Below are 17,470 nucleotides of genomic sequence, written 5' to 3'. Positions count from 1 at the left end.
TCCCCTTGTCTCTCTCTAGTTCGACTCATTGATCGTGAAAGCTTGCGGATCGACGAGCATCATCATCATCATTCCGCCTGGGAAGATGTTGTTGGTCGTGATCTCGCGCTCATTGTGCGAATGCCACATGTAGGCGAAGCCCGCTTCCGTCGTCGGCGGATTCACGATCAGCCCGCTCGGCGGCGTCGTGCCCGTCGCACCCACCGCGCGAATCAGCGCGTCGGGCCCGAGGTAGGCGCTGCCGGAATACCAGGCGCCGTTAGCGAAGATGTTCGGATCGGGCAACGTCACGGGACCTCCGCTCGCGACGGTGCCGAACGGATGCGCTTCCAGCGGCTTGTCGTGATCGGCGCACCACTCGAAGTAATTCGGCGCGAGAGGATCGGCTGTGTAATAGCCGTTCGCATCGGGAGTACAGACGACGCTCTTGCCGTTGTAGCTCGTATGCAGCGTATCCGTGGGACGGACGTTGTAGACGCTGCCGGGGCCCGACGTCGTATTGCCGTAGACGTCCCAGTTCAGGCCCTTGCCGGTCCAGTAGAAGATGCCGTCCATCGCGATGCCCGGCGTCGTCGTCGTCGTGAAGAGCAGTGGCCCGGCAAGCTTCGTCGGATCGGTCGCGGCGAGCAGCAGATTGCCGTCGCGCGCGAGGATGCGTACGTGATTGCCATGCTCGTGGAACGGGTGCTGCCATCGCCCGGTGCCGATGATCCGCAACAAGACGAGTTCGCCCGGATGCATGTGCGGGTTTCCGTTATAGGGCTGGTGCGGATACGCCGGCGCGTAGTTCGCATCCATGTCGTCCGGCATCGAGCGGCCGTTGATCATGAAGTACGCAGGGTGATAGGGCTCGGTCTGGATGTTCATGCAGCCTGTCGGCTGCGTGCAGGCGACGTTGGCTTGCTGTTCGGCCTGCAGATGAATGCGCGGGTCGATCTCCGAGAACTGGAAGAGGTACTCACGGTCGTAGCAGGTTTCGCTATGGTTGTAGGCCGCCGCCGCGTCACGGTAGTCAGGCTGCCCGTCAGCCAGCGTGGCGCTCACGGCCCGGCATCCGGCGGGCACGATAGCCGTTCCACCGCTTGCCGGCAGCACGACGAGCGCACCATACAATCCCATCTCGACTTGCAGATCGCCCTGCGTGCCGCTGTAATACGCGTGCGTGCCCGCCGTCGTGGCGACGAAGCTGTATGTCACGGTTCCGCCATGCACTGCCTCGCGCGTGAGCAGCCCTGGCACCCCGGTCAGCGCAGCCGGACACGTACCGTCCGGATTCAGCTTCGCGGCGCACACCTGAAAGCCCGGGAACAGCATCGACGTATTTCCGGCGGCTGCGGGCAGATCGTTCGTCAGCGTGATCGTCACGACGTCGCCTTGTTTCACGATCAGCGTCGGCCCCGGAACCTGCATGCTCTGGCAGTTGGCACCATCGAGCGGATTCGCGCTCGGCAAGAAGCTCACCGTCGTGCGCGGATTGCAACCGTAGCCCCACGAGTAAATGCTTTGCCCGTCGGGCTGATTCACGCGATTCGGTTCCGCTGTCAGATCGAACGTCGGGCCGGCGACGCCGGGAACGGCGGCGCGCACGGCCATCGAAAACAGCATGACGACGAAGATCGCGACGAATCGTGCGAGCCTCGCGTTCCATGTCTTCCATGTAATGTGGCTCACGGCAGTCCTCCTAAGAGCACTTCTTCGTCGTGGGGTCGACGGCGTTGCAGATATGGACCTCGGTCATCAGGCCGCCGAAGTTCTCGGCGTCGTTCGCGAGGTGATCGAGATTCGGCGTGTAGAGGTAGAACGTCGATCCCGCCGGATACTTCGTCGTGTCGCTCGCGTCGAGAATGAGATCGAGCGACTCCCCGCCCCCTAAAGTGATCGAGTTCGTGAAGTACGTCATGTCGTTGCCGGCCATGTCGCGCAACAACCTCGCGTTGATCCCGATCACGTGCATCGGGATGCCGAGCGACGCGAGCGTCTGGTACTCGGTGACGTCGAGATCCGAAATGCGCAGCAGCGCCCTGCCGCCAGCCGGGATATTGATGAGCGTCGGCAGCGGCTGCGAGTAATGCGATGTGCCGTCGGCGACTTGCGTCGTCAGTGGGTTCGGATTGACGGTGTCCGGATAGCCGCGTCCGTTCAAAAGGAAGTACTTATCCTTCATGTCGGTGAACGGCTCAGGATTGAACGTCATCCCGATGAAGTGGAAGTTCGGGTCGAAGCCGTGAATCTGGATCGGGTACTCCACGTCATAGGCCGTTGAGCCATCACCGTCGTTGTAGGCGTAAAGGGTCGGCGCGCCGCTCTTGTTGAGCGCATGCAGCACGCTGTTCGCCGCCGGCAATGGCGTCGAGCAGAGAATGTCCGTGCCGGCGCCGCGCTGCGGATTGTGGATGTCCGCGCCGCAGGCGGTACGTGGATCGAGCTGCTGAGCGACCAAGCCCTGGTAAAGCGAAGCCCCTGCCGGCACGCGATTCTGTCTCGGCCGCACGAAGATCTGGCCGACCATGCCCATTTGCAAGTGCTCGGGAGGCGTGATGTGGCAGTGCCAGAAGTAGGTACCGGCATCGGGTGCAAGGTAGTAGTAGGTGAAGCTCGCCCCGATGTTGATCGCAACCGACGCATCGGGCACACCGTCATAGAACGAAGAGGCGTTCGGATAGCCGTGGAAGTGGACGGTGTGCCGCTCGAACAAGTCGGGCCGCATGATCATGCCGACGTTCGTGAGCGTGAGGAAGAACTCGTCGTCCTCGTCGATGGCCATCGTCGGCGCGGGGATGTTGCCGTTCATCACGCCGATGTCCATGATCGGCCGAGGATCGACATGGCCGGAGATCAGCTGCTCGTTGGGCGGCGACGTTGGATCGACAGCGGCGCCATCCGCCGTCAGGCCGACCGCGCCGTTGAACGTCGCGTCTTTGTACGGATCGCCCGGCATGTTGAAGATCGAGGGCGGCTCAGTGCCGGGCAAACCGTTACGAATGTCCGCCAACCCCGAAAGCGGGCCGAACGAAAACATGTACGTCTGCACGCCGTCGCCCATCGTCGAGTAGCCGTCACCGCCCGAAATCTGCTGGCACTTGATCCCGCCATGCGACGCGTCGGTCGGATCGGGATGGGTGATCGTGGCAAATGGACATTGCACGCGAAACGATTGCGCGCGAACGGGCAACGCGAACAGCAGCAACATCAGCATCGCGATCCCGCCGCGCGCCACGCAAGTAGCGAACATATGACCTCCTGGAATCTGGTCATCTCCGCGCGATCCGCTGCGGGATCATCGTTCCGTCCCGCTCGGCGACCGTGCTGTCATCACGCTCATCCCCGGCATGTTTTATTGTGCTTAGCGCACGCTGAAGGCGGCATGGGTGAAGCTCCTACAGCGGAGGTAGGGCAAGCCAGAGTCAGCGGCGGGGACTACCCGGTGGGCGGATGAACGGCGTCGACGAAGACGGCGACCACGGCGCCGAAGGCACGCCGGCCGCGGTATTGCCGCGCCATCCGGGCGGCGGATAGAAGAACTTCCAGTCCGAATAGGTTTGTGCCTTATCGAAGAACGCGAAGAGCCGCGGGAAATTCGCGTGCTTGATCGGTACGCGGTCGGAGCTGCTGTAGACCCCATAGATGCCGTTGCCGTCGCGCATGAACTGCCAGTCGGTCTTGCCGGTCATCGGGTCGGGATACGCTCGCCGCAAATGATGAAGCGGAACGGGAAAGCGCTTGTCTTCGAGAAGATCGTCGATCGTCGCCGGCAAGGTCCGGCCCGCGAGGTAGTAACGCTGGATCGCGAGCCGGTATTGGTTGCCCACGAACAGCAGCTCCTCCTCCTGGCGCCGCTGCTTTTCGAGCGCCCAGACGTCGAGGCCCGCGAGCAGCGCGATCGATGCGAGCGCAAGCGCGATCAGAAGCGCGAGCATCACGAGCCCGCGAGGTCGGGGCCGGCCGAGTGTTCCGTTGGCTCGGCGCGCAGCAGCGATTCCGCGAGAGGTGCAAGCGCTCGCGCGAACGTGCACGCCGATTGCCAAGCCCGCCTTCATTTCGCCGCTGCCGCTGCCGCCGCCGATGAGGGTGCCGGCGCGGCGGCGCGCACTTCGCTTGCGGGCCCCACGTCGTAGACACCGCTCTTCGACGTGTCGGGAGAAGCGATGACCGTCCAGGCCGTGCCGCCGCTCACCGGATCCACGGGAATACTGCGCAGATAGTGCTTTGCGACGAGTTCGTCGAGCGTATCCGGGTATTGACCATTGTCCCCGTAATACTTGTCGATGGCGTCGCGAATCACCGAGATGTTCTGCTGCTGCACCTGACTCTTGCCGCGCTCGATGCTGTGAAAGTATTGCGGCAATGCGATCGTCAGCAGCAGCCCGATGATCGCCATGACGACCACGAGCTCGATCAGCGTGAACCCTCGAAGACAGACTACATGTTTGCTCGAGCGCTTCATGAGCGGCCTCACCATTCTTTGTACGGGATGCCGTTGAGCCCGACGCCGTCCGACTTCGAGCTGACGTCGAAGATGTCGTCGTCGCTCACGCTCGAGCTCGGGCTGTCGCCGCCCTGCGCGCCTTCGGGCGGGACGCCGTAGGCGCGCGTATTCCACGTTTCCTCGGCGGGCGTCGTCGGGTCGCCCGCGAAGAACGGGTCGCGCGGCACATGGCGCATAAACGTCAGCAGCCCCCCGTTCGGATCCTTCGCGTCCTTCACGCCATCGACGAGCACCGTGAGCGACGGCGGATAGCCTGACGCACCCGGCGGGTGCTCGATCGAGCCGGAATCGCTCGCGTCCTTGTAGGCGTCGATCGCCGTGCGGATCTCGCGCAGGGACACACGCAGCTCCTGCTCCTTGTCGCGCTGAACGTTCAGCTCCGCGAAGGGGACGATCGCGAGTGCGACGATCCCCACGAGCGCAAGCGTCATCACGAGCTCGATGAGCGTGAAGCCGCGAGCGCGTCCGATCGCGCGAGGTCCGCGAGGGCACGGGTGCGCAGCGCGTAGCATCATGGCTCAGTTCGAGTCGACGGGAATGGCGTGCAATGGGTTGTCGCTCGCCATGTCGCTCGGCGAAGCCGGCATGATCGGTGGCGGAGACGGAGCCGTCGCCGCAGCCGCAGCCGCTTGAGGCGCGGGCGCCGTCGAGCTTTGCTGTCCCGCCGTCGCCGCTCCCGTCGGCTCGTGTCCGGCAGCGGTGTCGGCCGTGGGCGCCGAACCGCCCGCTCCTCCCGCGCCCGCCGCCTCGGCATGATCGGCGGCCGCCCCGATTGCCGCCGCACCGCCCGTCGCCGTGCCGCCCGCCGCGGCACCGCCCGCCGCCGCTCCTGCGCTCCCCACGCCGCCGCCGACCGCGGTTGCCGGTAGCGGCACCGACGTCATGAACCGGCCGCCGAACATCGTGGGCGGCGCCGTCGTACGCGGCGTCGCAGGCGGAACGCCGAGCGCGCCCGTTACGGGAACCGTCGCGGCGCCGCTCGTCGCCGCGCCCGCTTTGTCCGCGCCCGGCGAAGCGTTGCCGCCCCCCACATGGCCAGGCGTCACGGCAACGACCGCGGCAGGCGCGACGGCAGCGACCGACGTCGCGCCGGAAGCCGTCGCGGGAGCAGGAGCGGGAAGCGCGGGCAACGCGGAAGCCGTGTCCACGCTCGGCGGATCGAGCCGCAGCTGCTCGGTACGGACTTTCTCGTCGGTGCCCGACCACATCTCGCGCGTGTCGGCATCGGCCGCGAGCTGCGGCCGGATGATGTGCGGCGTGATCATCAGCACGATCTCGGTCTTCTTGTGGTCGCCGTTGTGATTCGAGAAGAGCCGGCCGAGCACCGGCAGTTGGCCGAGCCCCGGCACCTTGTCGGCCGCGTCGCGGTCTTCGTCCTGAATCAAGCCGCCGAGGATCTGCGTCTCGCCGTCCTTCATCCTCAAGCTCGTCGACGCGCTGCGTGTGCCGATCTGATAAGCGAGCGAGCTGAGCCCGCTTTGCGAGTTGCTGCTCGAGATCGTGTTCGTGATGTTGCTGACCTCGAGGTTGAGCTTCATGCCGACGTCGTTGTCACGGTAGACCTGCGGCTCGACTTCGAGCTTGATGCCCACGTCGAGGTATTGGATCGATTGCGAATAGGCCGGGCCGCTCGTGCTCGGCACGCTGGAGCTCGAGATCACCGGCACCTTGTCGCCGATGAGGATCTTCGCCTTCTCCTTGTTGCGCGTGCGAATGCGCGGGCTTGCCAGCAGGTTCGCATCGGTGTCGGTCAACTTGAAGTTGGCGGTGGCCGACAGCCCGCTCACGGCGAGCGCATTGATCGGCAAATGATGGAGGTCGGCCCACGTCTGGACCGAGTTCGGCGTCGACGCGCTGAAACTGTTGGGCCAGTCGATGCCGAGATCGGTCAGCCGATCTCGCGACACTTCGAGCACCTTCACCTCGAGCATCACTTCGGGGTCTGGAATATCCTGCGCGGCGATCATCCGCTCGGCCACGCGGATCGTCTCGGGCGTCGCGCGAATCGTGACGGTGTTCGCGCGCTCGTCGACGACGACCTCCTTGATTTTCAGAAGGCTCTTCAAGAGCGTCTGAATCTGTTTCGCATCCGTGTTCGAGAGCTGGAACGTGCGGACTTTGAGATCTTCGTACTCCTGCTCTTTCGCCGGCGTCGCCGGATAGATGAACACGGTGTTGGCGTTGAGTACCTTCTTCTCGAGCTGGTTCTGCATGAGGATCATGTCGACCGTATCGTCGAGCGAGGCGTTCGAAACGAATATCGTCGTCTTCAGATCGGCACGCACGTCGCGGTCGAAAATGACATTGAGGCCCGTCGTGCGCGAGAGCGCTTCGAACACCATCCGCACATTGGCGTCGCGAAACTGCAGCGATACGGGCTTTTTCATGATGGACGACGATGCGTTTTGCTCGTCGGCCGCAAGCCGAACCTGGCGGCGCTTCTCGGCAAGCTCGCGATAGAGCTGCAGGGCCGCGACGTTATTCGGGTTTTCCGCAAGCACCTGATCGAGCCGCTGCGCGGCGTTATCAAGCGAGCCGCGCTTCATCATCCGGTCGACTTCGCTCAAGATGAAGTCGTCGCGCCGATCGAGCTCGATCGCCGAGCCGATTCGCTTGCCGCGCTCGCTCGTCGGATCGAGCTTCCAGGCCGCTTGCAGCTTCTGGATCGCCGCACCGTAGTCGTGCCGGGTCCGGAGCTGGTCCGCCTCGTCGAGCAGCGTCGTGACCTCATGGTCGCGCTCGTCGAGATACTTGAGCTGCGCCTTCGCGTTCGTCGGCTCGCGTTTGCTCGCGGTGCGCAAATCGTCGATATTGGTCGCGCATCCACCGACGAGCGACAAGACGACGGCCCAAGCAACGCCGCAGGCAAGCGGCGCGAACTTCATATCCCGGGGCAGGTGGCGACGGTCCGCTTCGCGCGCAACACCCCGTCTCGATGACGGTTTCATTTAGTTCCCCTCGCCCTCGATAGTCATGACCTGCTTCTCTTGCAGCGGCAGATACGTAAACACGGCCCCCGTGGCCGCGATCGATTCGAAGCGGTAACGGCCGTCGATCACGTCGCCCGGCGAGACGATCAGCAGCTGATCGCCGTTCGCCAGGAAAACCTGCGGCTTCGCCTGATTCGCATTCGACATTCCTACATAGGTGAACGGCAGCGGCGGCGCCACGGGCGGCGGCGCCTGCACCGCTTCGGCCACCGGCGCGGGCGGCGGTGGCGGCGGCGGCAGCCAGGACTGCACGTTGAACGGATCGTTTTGCGCTTCCGGGGAAAGCGGCGCGCGCAGCGCAGCGAGCTTCTGACGCGCCGTCCGCGCGAGGGCATCGTCATCGGAAGCTTTCGCTTGCGCTTGCGCTTGCGGTGACGATGCGCCACGAATCGCCCCACCATCGGCAGGCGCGCTCGAAGCCGTCGCCGTCGTTGGGGGACGCGCAGCCGCACGTGGCGCGAGCCCCGCCGCGCCACGCAGCCGGGCCGCACCGGTGCTCAACACGCTCTCGCGCGAGGCGAGCGCGCCGAATGCATCGGTCACGCTCAGATAGCGCGCGCCGAGCCAGGCGAGCATTGCCGCACCGGCGGCCAACAGGGCGGCGGATAGCGGCTTCATGATCGGCTCGCGCGATAAATGAGGTTGAAGCGGATCCTCGCTTCGAGCACGTCTCCGTTCACGGCGGGCCGCTCGACGTGAATCTCCTGCAGCGCCGCGTTGGGGACGCTGTCGAGCACGAGCGCGACGAAGCGCCGGATCGAGACGTAGCGATCCTTGACGGGCAAGAGCACCTGGTAGGTGGTGAACGGCCCGGATCGATCGCCGCCGACCTGATATTGCGCCGAGCCCAGCGTCAGATTCGCGGCATGGGCTTGCGCGAGGATCGTCGCGACGTCGTCGCCGTTTTGAGCAAACGAAGGGAACAGCTCGGGCAATGCGGCAAGCACCAGAGCCGGGTCGTCGGCATGCCTTCGATGCTCGGGATGCACAGCCTTTGCCGCATGCTCAAGCACGATGCGCTCGCGAACGCTTCGCGTATCGGCGTTCAAAGCCGGCACCGTGCTCGACGCCGCAGCCGCCACGGCAAGCACCGCGGCACCGGCGAGGCCGGGCCAGCCGAACGCACGCCGCAATTCGAATCGCGCGGTCCGCGTCAGGTCGCTGAGCCCAGTCACTCTCATGGCTTTCTCCATATCGCGGTGATCTGAAAGCGCACCGGCACGCCAGGCGTCGTGGTCTCGACGAGATGCGTATTGAGGACGGCTTCGCGCAGCAACGCACTGCCCTGCAGGTACTTCAGATACCGGACCATTGCGTCGAAATCCTTCGCTTCGGCCGTGATGCGAATTTGCCCTTGCGCCGGGCTCTGATCGATGCCGATCAGCGCGACATCGTGCTCACGGTACCCTTCGACGATGGCGAGCAAGTCCTGCCACGGCACCGTGATCTCGCTGAAGACTGCATTGATCTCCTTCGCCCGTTGGCGCGCGGCGGGCGTCGAAGCCGCGCTGTCGTGGCGCGACGGGGCCGGCGCATGAAGATGCACGAAAGCGGCGAGTGTGTCGTGTGCCCGTTCGTTGGCGCGGTACGCATGCCATAGCGCATCGCCCGCAACGAGCGCCGCAAGCACGGCGAAGACCGCGAGCGCAATGCCGGCCCGCGGATTGCGCGCGCCGCGTCGTGCGAAATCGAGCGTGAGAAGCGGCATCATGATGCCTCCCGCCAGCAGCGAACGATAGCGTGGGGGTCGTTCATGATGCCTCCCGCCGGGCCGCCCCAAGGGAGGCATCGGCCCCCTCGGGGGGCAGCGAACGAATGTGAGCGTGGGGGTCGTTCATAACGCGAGCTCCATCAGCCCGAGCGCCGGCGGCGCGCTGCTCATGTGGGCGTGCAGCGCGGTGAAGCGCGCGAAGCTCCGCTCGAACGGCTCGGGATCGAGCGCAAGGCCGCAAAGATAAACCCCGCATTCGGCCCCGCGCGCCGCCGCCGACCGCTCGAAGATTTGCCGCGCGGCATCGGCAACGGCATGCGCGCCCGCGTCGCCTTCCTCAGCGCCGTCGCGAAAAACGCGTTCGGTGTCGTAGGCGGACCAGCCGCCCTTGCCGATCGTCACCGCGTGCAGCAGCGTGTCCGTCGCGACGAGCAGCCACCCGTCGCCGCCCCCGATTGCGGCGCGGACGCGGTTCAATGTCCGAGGCAGCGCAAGCACGATGCTCGCGACATCGACGCGCGCCTCGGCGCTTTTCTCGCGAATTCCCTCGATGAGCGCGCGCGGCAATGCGCTCGCGAAAAGCGTCCGGCCGCCTGGCTGCACCTGCCACCGGACGATCAGCGTCTCGCCGTCGACGCCGAACGTATCGGCGAAGTAGGCGCCGGCCACCTCGTCCAGATCGCGTGCGCGCAGACTGCGAAAGTCGCCGCGCAGGATTGCGTGACGGCCCCAGAAGTCGTCGAGCACGATGGCGGCGCGGCGAGGACCGGTGCGCGCCTCGACGCTCGATGGCGACCGGCCTTCGGCATCAGTGCTCGCATCGGTGCTCCCATCGCCCAGCGCGCGCCCGAGCGCATCGAAAAGGCCCGCGTCCGTGTAGCGCGACGCCGATTCCATTTCGACGATCCGCACCGCGCTCGGTGCCGTTTCGCGCGCCGCCCGCCCCAGCCATGTCCGGCGCCGCCGGCCGACCGCGACGTCGCAGGTGCCGAGGCCGATGGCGAGTGTGTCAATCGACGATCGTGACACGATTGATCTCCTCGAGCGTCGTTTCGCCGGCCGCGAGCAGCTTCAACGCGGCCCGCCGCAGCGTCGTCATTCCGCAGCGCAGGGCCGCGCTTTTGATCTGACCGAGCGGCGCACGCTCCGACAGCAACTGGCGCAATTCGTCGTTCATTCGCAGCGCCTCGGCGATCGCGCGGCGCCCTCGATAGCCCGTGCCGCGACACGCCGCGCAACCGATCCCGCGACGAAACCGGTACTCATGCGCCGTGCCGGGATCGATGCCCGAGCGCGCGAGCAGCTCCGGCGCGATCGTCTCTTCCACGGCGCATTCGCCGCAACACTGGCGCAACAAGCGCTGCGCGATCACGCCGTTCAACGCGGACACGAAGCTGTACGAGTCCACGCCCATGTTCGTGAAGCGACCGATCACATCGAAAACGTTGTTCGCATGCACCGTCGTGAAGACCTGGTGGCCCGTGAGCGCGGCCTGTACCGCGATCTGCGCCGTTTCCGTGTCGCGGATCTCGCCGACCATGATGCGGTCCGGATCGTGCCGCAGGATCGAGCGCAACCCGCGCGCGAACGTGAGTCCTTTCGCTTCGTTGACGGGAATCTGCAGGATGTCGCCGAGCTGATACTCGACGGGATCCTCGATCGTCACGGTCTTCTCGAGGCCGTCGTTGATCTCGGTCAGAATCGCATAGAGCGTCGTCGTCTTGCCGCTGCCCGTCGGCCCCGTGACGAGCAGCATTCCGTACGGCATCGCGGCGACCGTGCGCATGAACGCCATGTCGGCCGCCTGGAAACCGAGCGCCTCGAGCGTGAGGCCGCCCGCGGCCTGCGAAAGCTGATAACGATCGAGAATGCGCAAGACCGCATCCTCGCCGAAGAGGTTCGGCATGATCGAGACGCGAAAGTCGATCTCGCGGGCGGCGAACTGCGCCTTGAAGCGGCCGTCTTGCGGCACGCGCCGCTCGGCGATGTCGAGCTCGGAAATTACTTTGAGCCGGGACAGAACCTGGTCCGCGAGCTCGCGGCCCTCCATCCGGCTGATCACGCTGAGCACACCGTCGATACGGTACTTGATCACGAGACCGTTGCCGCGGCATTCGAGGTGAATGTCGCTCGCCTGCATCTTGAGCGCGTCGTAGATCGTCGAGTTCAGCAGCCTGACGACGGGGCTGTCGTCGTGGCTGATGCCCTGCAGCGTCAGCGCGAGCGCGGCCGTGTCGCTCGCGCGCTTCGCCGTGTCCCCCAGCGCGACCGTGTCCATCGCGCGCACGTCTTTTTCGCGCGCGGCCAGATAGGCATTCAGATCGCCGACGCTCGCGAGCGCCCAGCGGTACGGCACGCGCGGCCGCGCGCGCATGCGCTGATCCACGCAGCCGCGCGTGCGTGCATCGAGCGGATCGGCGATCACGAACAGCAGCCGCTCGCTGCCGGCCTCGCCGTCTCGGAAACAGATCGTGAGGCGCGACGCCGCCTCGATGAACGGCATGATTTCAAAGTCGGGCTCGAGCCGGTGCATCTCGCGCATACCGATCGGCGTCATGCGAAACGCTTCGGCCAGTCCGGCAAGTGCCGTCTCGCCGTCCACGCCAACATGCGCCGGCAGCGCCTCGAGCGCGCGGGCGGCCGACCCATGGCGCTCGACGAGCAATGCGAGCGCCTCGCGATACTGCGTCCGGTTCGGCTCGGCACTGGCGCAGACGGTATCGGTATCCATGTCGTCCCTACTCGATGCTCGACGCCAACTGGAAGATCGGCATGTACATGAGCACGACGATGCCGCCGATCACGACGCCGATGACGATCATCATCGCGGGCTCGATGAGCCGCGAGATCAGATCGATCGCACGTGAGACGTGCGCTTCCTGAAAACTCGCGACCTTGTCGAGAACGGGCCCGAGGCCGCCCGTCTTTTCGGCGACGGTCAGCAAGCGGAATGTGATCGGGCTCGCAAGGCCGCAGTCGAGAAACGCTTCGGAAATCCTGCCGCCGTTGCGCACGCGCTCCAACGCAAGCACGAGCGCGGCGCGATCGATGCGCGAGACGAGTGCTTGCGCGAGATCGAATGCTTGAACGACGGGAATGCCGCCATCGACGAGCATGGCCGCCGTGCGGAAGAACTGCGCCTGGCGATAGATGCGGAAATACTCACCGATGCCGGGCAAGGCAAGCACGCGATCGGCTGCCCAGTTGCGCACCGAAGCACGGCGCAGCGCAACGAGCGAGCCCAGCACGGCGATCGCGAGGGCGGTCGCGAGCTCGGCGCCATGCGCGTGCACGAGCGAACCCCAAGCCATGAGCCATTGCGAGAGCAACGGCAGCTCATGTCCGCTGTGCTCGAGCAGGCCCGCGAACCGCGGCACGACGAAGGCGAGCAGAAACAGCACGACGACCGAGCCGACGGCCAGCAGCACGGCGGGATAGACCGAGGCCGAGATCACGCGCGCGCGCAGCGCCTGCAGCGTGGCGCTGTTGCGCGAGTAGCGCTTGAGGCTTTCGGCGAGGCCGCCCGTCTGCTCGCTCGCCTTCACGCAGGCGACGAGCACGGGCGGGAACACATCGTCCGCGAAGTGGAGCGCGGCCGATAACGAATGACCTTCCTCGAGCCGGCGCAGCAGATCGCGATAGACCTGCGCCGACGCTTCGCGGCGCTCGTTGCTGCCGAGCGTGCGCAACGCGTCGATGACGCTGACGCCTGCATCGATGAGCGCGGCGAGCTCGCGCGCGAAGAGCTCGACATTGAACCTCGCGCCGCCGAGCGCCGTACGTTGCGCGAGCCGACGGCGGGCGACGCCATCGGCTCGAATCGAGATCACGCGCAGGCCTCGCGAGCGCGCAATGCTGGCGGCGCCATCCGACGTATCTCCTTCGAGGCTGATCGTCTGCACCAAACCGGCCGCATCGAAGACGCGCAACGAGTACTTCACTTTACCCCTCCCCCGGCAACCGGCCCGCTCTCGCCGCGGACCGCGCGCAGCCCCATCCCGTTTTCACCACGACGTAATCGCGACGTCCTCGCCCGTGCCGCCCGGCTGCCCCGTCCGTCCGAGCGTGTAAAGGTCGTACTCGCCATGCTCACCCGGCGAGCGATAAACGTAAGGACGATTCCACGGATCGGGCGGCACCGCCTTCTTCAGGTAAGGTCCGCTCCAGCGCGGCTCGTTCTGCGGCCTCGTGAAGAGCGCATCGAGCCCTTCCTCCGTCGTCGGATACTGGCCCACGTCGAGCCGATACTGGTCGAGCGCCTTGCCGAGCGAGTCGATCTGCGCCTTCGCGATCTTGACGTTCGACTTGCCGATCTGATTGAAGTATTGCGGCGCGACGAGCCCCGCCAGAAGTCCGATGATGACCATGACGACGAGCAGCTCGAGCAGCGTGAAGCCGGCACCGTGCCGGATGCGGCGATGCGGGCCTTCGTGCCGGCGATCGCCGCGCAATCGTGCGAGCCGCGACATCATCTGCCTATCGATGTTCACGATCCCTCCTTCGCCGCCCCGGCGTCGCGCCCTATTGGGCTTGATCCCATTCTTGTCTGTCCATCACGGTGCAATAAGTGAGGAACGCCCGCCCGCGCGCATGGGTAATTCCCCGCTACGCGGTTGCCTGATGGCGACCCGTTGCGCGCGGGCCGGCGAAACACAAGAATTCAGTTAGCCCGCGTACATAACGGCGAACCCGATGGACCGCGCGGGCCAACGTGCAGGCGTTACCCCGCATGCTCGGCCGCGCACAACCTGATGCGGCTCTCTCGCACGCACATACCGTTTTCGGAGGCCCCATGATCGCTTTGCCGCCCGGCGGACTCCGGAACATGAAGTGGCGCGAGGTCATGGATGCCGTGCGCAGACGCGTCTTCGCGGCTCGGCACGATCGCAAGGACTTCGGCGCGGCCGTCGTCATCGGCCGGGAGCTCGAGCGAAAACGAATCACGTCCGAACTGCACGATGGATTGGGCCAGGCGCTGACGCTGATCAAGCTGACGATCGAGGACGCGCGCATCCGCCTTCGCGGAGGCCGCACGCTCGAAGCGCGTGAACTGCTCGACGCCGCGGTCATACGCATTTGCGAAGCGATCGGCGACGTACGCCAGATATGCAACGAGCTGAATCCCGTGCTGCTCGAGCGCCTCGGGCTCGTCGCTTCGCTCGCATCGCTTTGCGCGCGCGTCGATGAACGCGTCGAGAATCTCAGCGTCCGTTTCGATTGCGGCGTTCAAGACGCGGAGGTTCCCGGCAACCTGCGGGCCGACATTTTCCGCGTCGCCCAGGAGGCGCTCACCAACGCACTGAGACACGGCTCGGCGAAGACGATCGACGTGAGGCTGCACTGCACGGAACATGGCCTGTCGCTGGCGATCGAAGACGACGGCGTCGGCTTCGACACGCTCTGCACGGCCACCGATCCGGACTTCGACGGCGGTCTCGGCCTGATCGGCATGAAGCATCGCGTCGAGGCGGCAGGCGGCACGTTCGTCGTTCAGTCGAGCGTAACGGGCGGCACGCTGGTCTCGGCAATCTGGAGCGTGTGAGACATCGGCGCGATCAGGCCCATGTCGATGGCGGCCAGCACGAGCCCGGTCAGGTTGCAGATCTCGAGCTTGTGCATGAGATTCGCGCGATACTTCTCGATCGTCTTCGGGCTGAGATTGAGATACTGCCCCACCTGGCGGTTCGTGCGTCCCTCCGCCACGAGCTTCAGCACGCTGCGCTCACGCGCGGTGAGAAGCTCCCACGTGCTCTTTGGCGCCGACGCGTCGCGGCCGGTCACGAACGACTGAACGAGGTTGCCGTAGACGTCGGCGCTCAAGTGCCGCTTGCCCTGCATCACGGCGCGCAGCGCCGCCACGAGTTCGTCGAATGAAGCGTCCTTGAGCACATAGCCGTCCACACCGACGCGCAATGCTTCGCGCACGTACTCCTGGGCCTTGTGCACGGTAAGCGCCACGATGCGAATCTGCGGCGAACGGCGCTTGATCGTCGCCACCGCATCGATGCCGTTCATGCCCGGCATCGCGAGATCGGTGAGGATCACGTCCGGCGCCAAAGCGATGGCCTGCTGACAAGCCTCTTTGCCGTCCCGGGCCTCCCCGACGACCTCATAGTCGCCGAGCGCGTTGAGCATCGAACGCAGCCCGCAGCGCAGCAAATGATGATCTTCCGCGATCAACAAGCGATGCTTTGTGCTCACGGCTCACCCCTTCCCATATCCCTGGCTCGTACGCGCCGCCGCTGAGGCGTGCGCGCCGTCTGCGCGCCACGGCCGGCTAGCCGGCCGCTTCTCGATTTTCCGCGGTCGATGGGCGGCGCTGGCGAGTCGCCTCATCCCCTGCGTGTAATGCGCGTCGTGATCGCAAATATCGCGCCACGCCCTGAGCGATGCGGCCATGCGGAAGAAGCGCCATATCGGGAGCCCACGCTCGACCGATAAACGTTTCAGGCGTGCAACGCCAGACGGTCGACAGGCGAGTTCGACGTGAACGTACGCCCGCCTGCGGGGGCAAACCGCGGGGGCGGTGTCTCAAAACTGAGAAAGACGATTTGCGGCGTCGGCGAAGATCGGAAAGTCCGCGGCAGCTGCGGCGGCGTCCGCGCTGAACCCCGAACTTCCGAAACGCCGATCCGTGTTATGCGCCGCTCATTGATCTTCGGGGCACTTGAGATTGCAGCCGTCCGGGTCGCCGAGGTCACCCTTCTTGCGCAGCTCGGACCGGCGCGTCTGATACTTCTTGGTCGGCGCTGAAGCGGCGAATTGCAGCTGAGGATGCTGCTGCAGCCGGAACTGATCGGTCAGAATGCCGCCCGGCACGCCCGGCGAATTCTGGGCGAAGGCAAGCGTTGCGACGGCTGTCAACGCGCCGGCTGCGATCGCGGCGGCGCAGGCATTGATGAGCTGTTTCATGTTCGTTCTTGCTGCGCCTCGTCGGCGCATCTGGCATGGCTGGGGACGACCCAAGAGACTGGTAAGCCTAACGCAGAACCGGCCGGCTGTGCATCGATTCGTATTACGCACGTATACATGGCGAAAGGCCGCCCCGACCACGCTAGCGCGACGCCCGTGCCGGCGCGCCGCCGCGCAACCCGCTCGCGACGTCTACGAGCAGGCCGCACTCGGCCGGGTCGTAGCCTTCGAGCCGCGAGACGCTCGCCTGGAAGGCGTCGCTCTTGAGCACCTCGAGGGCGGCGGCCAGTGGCGCCGACGAGAGCCGCCCACGCTCGCAGGCGAAGTAGTAGTCCTCGTCGACGACGGGAATGAAGTCGAGCCCGAAATGGTGCGCGGCCGGCGCCACGCCGAAGCCGACGTCGGCCATGCCGCTCGCGACGAAAGCCGCGATCGCCGTATGCGTCAGCTCCGTCGACGCATAGCCGTTGATGCGCTCCGGGTCGACGCCGACGCGGCGCAACTCGAGGTCGATCAGAAGCCGCGTGCCCGAGCCGGGTTGCCGATTGACGAAGCGCACGTCGTTGCGGGCGAGATCGTCGAGCCCCCGCACACCCTTCGGGTTGCCCTTCTGGAGGAAAAGGCCTTGCTTGCGCTTCGTCAGATGAATGAGCACGTGGCGCCGCGGGTCGAGCCAGCGCCGGTAAATGTCGGCGCAGAGCTCGCGGAACGGGCCGGCCGGCAGGTGAAAACCGGCGAAATCACACTCACCGCGCGCGAGCGACGCGACGGCCTCGGCACTCTCGCGATACTTGATGTCCACCGCGACGACGCCGCGGCTGCCGAGTTCGGCGACGAGCGCCGCCACCGCGTAGCCGTGCGACGCGTGAATGCGGATCGCACTGCCGCGCCCGAGCTGACGGTTGAGCTCCTCGGCGATTTCGCTCGCGAGCATCTGCATGGGTCCTTCAAGCCGCTCCGCGCAGAGGCGCTGCGCCCTGACGACGGCGTGCCCGAGATCCGACAGCGCCGAGCCTTTGCCACGCTCCTTCGAGATCAGGTCGCCGCCGAGCCGCGCCTCGAACAAGCGCAGCAATCCCCACGCGTGGCGGTACGAGAGGCGGCTTTGCTCGGCCGCCTGGGCGATGCTGCCCGTCTCGTCGACGAGCGCGAGCAGCGGCGCGATATCGGTCAAACTCGCCTCATGGCCCGCGCTATCGCGCACGATCAGTTCAGTGACGCACCGGATGTCGATCATTTATGTGGTCCGATTTCCTATTGCATATCGAAAAGCACGCGCCTATTGTTCCAGAACAAGTGAAGAAGCCGAGCATATCTGCAGGCTATATGTACCGCAAGTGCATATTGCAAGGCAGGTGGTGAGTCAAGGGA

General features: G+C 65.6%; 17 protein-coding genes. 1 reads left to right on the top strand and 16 read right to left on the bottom strand.

The window, feature by feature from the left end:
• Positions 1 to 15 precede the first annotated feature (15 nt).
• The 13 genes from C9I57_RS22885 to gspG all read right to left on the bottom strand — a co-directional run bounded on the left by C9I57_RS22885 (position 16) and on the right by gspG (position 13,659).
• Positions 16 to 1,671 carry a multicopper oxidase domain-containing protein gene (locus tag C9I57_RS22885; RefSeq protein WP_107152913.1) on the bottom strand — a complete coding sequence of 552 codons (1,656 nt, stop codon included), beginning with the start codon at positions 1,669 to 1,671 and terminating at the stop codon, positions 16 to 18.
• Between the two features lie 10 nt (positions 1,672 to 1,681).
• Positions 1,682 to 3,145 carry a multicopper oxidase domain-containing protein gene (locus C9I57_RS22880; protein ID WP_440130241.1) on the bottom strand — a complete coding sequence of 488 codons (1,464 nt, stop codon included), beginning with the start codon at positions 3,143 to 3,145 and terminating at the stop codon, positions 1,682 to 1,684.
• Positions 3,146 to 3,404: 259 nt separating this feature from the next.
• On the bottom strand, positions 3,405 to 3,917 hold the full coding sequence (locus C9I57_RS22875) for a type II secretion system protein (RefSeq protein WP_258187784.1): 513 nt from the start codon (positions 3,915 to 3,917) through the stop codon (positions 3,405 to 3,407).
• A gap of 116 nt (positions 3,918 to 4,033) precedes the next feature.
• Positions 4,034 to 4,444, bottom strand: a complete 411-nt coding sequence (locus C9I57_RS22870; RefSeq protein ID WP_107152998.1) for a type IV pilin protein — start codon at positions 4,442 to 4,444, stop codon at positions 4,034 to 4,036.
• An 8-nt stretch (positions 4,445 to 4,452) separates the two neighbouring features.
• Positions 4,453 to 5,001, bottom strand: a complete 549-nt coding sequence (locus tag C9I57_RS22865) for a type II secretion system protein (RefSeq protein ID WP_107152911.1) — start codon at positions 4,999 to 5,001, stop codon at positions 4,453 to 4,455.
• A gap of 3 nt (positions 5,002 to 5,004) precedes the next feature.
• Positions 5,005 to 7,434 carry a type IV pilus secretin PilQ gene (locus C9I57_RS22860; protein WP_107152910.1) on the bottom strand — a complete coding sequence of 810 codons (2,430 nt, stop codon included), beginning with the start codon at positions 7,432 to 7,434 and terminating at the stop codon, positions 5,005 to 5,007.
• A complete protein-coding gene (locus tag C9I57_RS22855) occupies positions 7,435 to 8,094 on the bottom strand; it encodes a secretion system X translation initiation factor (RefSeq protein ID WP_107152909.1) in 660 nt (219 codons plus the stop codon).
• The gene (locus C9I57_RS22850) at positions 8,091 to 8,657 is read right to left on the bottom strand and encodes a hypothetical protein (protein ID WP_107152908.1); all 567 of its coding nucleotides are present in this window, start codon (positions 8,655 to 8,657) and stop codon (positions 8,091 to 8,093) included. The genes C9I57_RS22855 and C9I57_RS22850 overlap by 4 nt, the downstream gene beginning before the upstream one ends.
• Positions 8,654 to 9,187 carry a PilN domain-containing protein gene (locus C9I57_RS22845; protein ID WP_107152907.1) on the bottom strand — a complete coding sequence of 178 codons (534 nt, stop codon included), beginning with the start codon at positions 9,185 to 9,187 and terminating at the stop codon, positions 8,654 to 8,656. Before C9I57_RS22845 ends, C9I57_RS22850 begins: the two co-directional genes overlap by 4 nt.
• 123 nt (positions 9,188 to 9,310) lie before the next feature.
• Complete coding sequence (locus C9I57_RS22840) at positions 9,311 to 10,216, bottom strand: hypothetical protein (protein WP_107152906.1); 906 nt, start codon at positions 10,214 to 10,216, stop codon at positions 9,311 to 9,313.
• On the bottom strand, positions 10,197 to 11,918 hold the full coding sequence (locus C9I57_RS22835; RefSeq protein WP_107152905.1) for a GspE/PulE family protein: 1,722 nt from the start codon (positions 11,916 to 11,918) through the stop codon (positions 10,197 to 10,199). Before C9I57_RS22835 ends, C9I57_RS22840 begins: the two co-directional genes overlap by 20 nt.
• A 7-nt stretch (positions 11,919 to 11,925) precedes the next feature.
• A complete protein-coding gene (locus tag C9I57_RS22830; protein ID WP_107152904.1) occupies positions 11,926 to 13,128 on the bottom strand; it encodes a type II secretion system F family protein in 1,203 nt (400 codons plus the stop codon).
• A gap of 63 nt (positions 13,129 to 13,191) precedes the next feature.
• Positions 13,192 to 13,659: a type II secretion system major pseudopilin GspG gene (gspG, locus tag C9I57_RS22825; protein ID WP_107152903.1), complete on the bottom strand. Its 468-nt coding sequence runs from the start codon at positions 13,657 to 13,659 to the stop codon at positions 13,192 to 13,194.
• Positions 13,660 to 13,979: 320 nt separating this feature from the next.
• Here gspG and C9I57_RS22820 point away from each other — a divergent pair, with 320 nt between their 5' ends.
• Positions 13,980 to 14,729, top strand: coding sequence for a sensor histidine kinase (locus tag C9I57_RS22820; protein WP_258187783.1), 750 nt, complete (start codon positions 13,980 to 13,982; stop codon positions 14,727 to 14,729).
• Here the strand turns inward: C9I57_RS22820 and C9I57_RS22815 are convergent.
• The 3 genes from C9I57_RS22815 to C9I57_RS22805 all read right to left on the bottom strand — a co-directional run bounded on the left by C9I57_RS22815 (position 14,678) and on the right by C9I57_RS22805 (position 17,336).
• Positions 14,678 to 15,388, bottom strand: coding sequence for a response regulator (locus tag C9I57_RS22815; protein ID WP_107152901.1), 711 nt, complete (start codon positions 15,386 to 15,388; stop codon positions 14,678 to 14,680). The genes C9I57_RS22820 and C9I57_RS22815 overlap by 52 nt on opposite strands.
• A gap of 447 nt (positions 15,389 to 15,835) precedes the next feature.
• Positions 15,836 to 16,099 (bottom strand): hypothetical protein, encoded by a 264-nt coding sequence (locus C9I57_RS22810; RefSeq protein ID WP_107152900.1) that lies wholly within the window; start codon positions 16,097 to 16,099, stop codon positions 15,836 to 15,838.
• A 142-nt stretch (positions 16,100 to 16,241) separates the two neighbouring features.
• Positions 16,242 to 17,336 (bottom strand): substrate-binding domain-containing protein, encoded by a 1,095-nt coding sequence (locus C9I57_RS22805; protein ID WP_107152899.1) that lies wholly within the window; start codon positions 17,334 to 17,336, stop codon positions 16,242 to 16,244.
• Positions 17,337 to 17,470: the final 134 nt, after the last annotated feature.

Origin of the sequence: Trinickia symbiotica, assembly GCF_003028655.1 — a bacterium.
GTDB lineage: Bacteria > Pseudomonadota > Gammaproteobacteria > Burkholderiales > Burkholderiaceae > Trinickia > Trinickia symbiotica_A.
The sequence above is the reverse complement of the archived record's forward strand: the minus strand, read 5'-3'. Positions and strand labels throughout refer to the sequence as shown.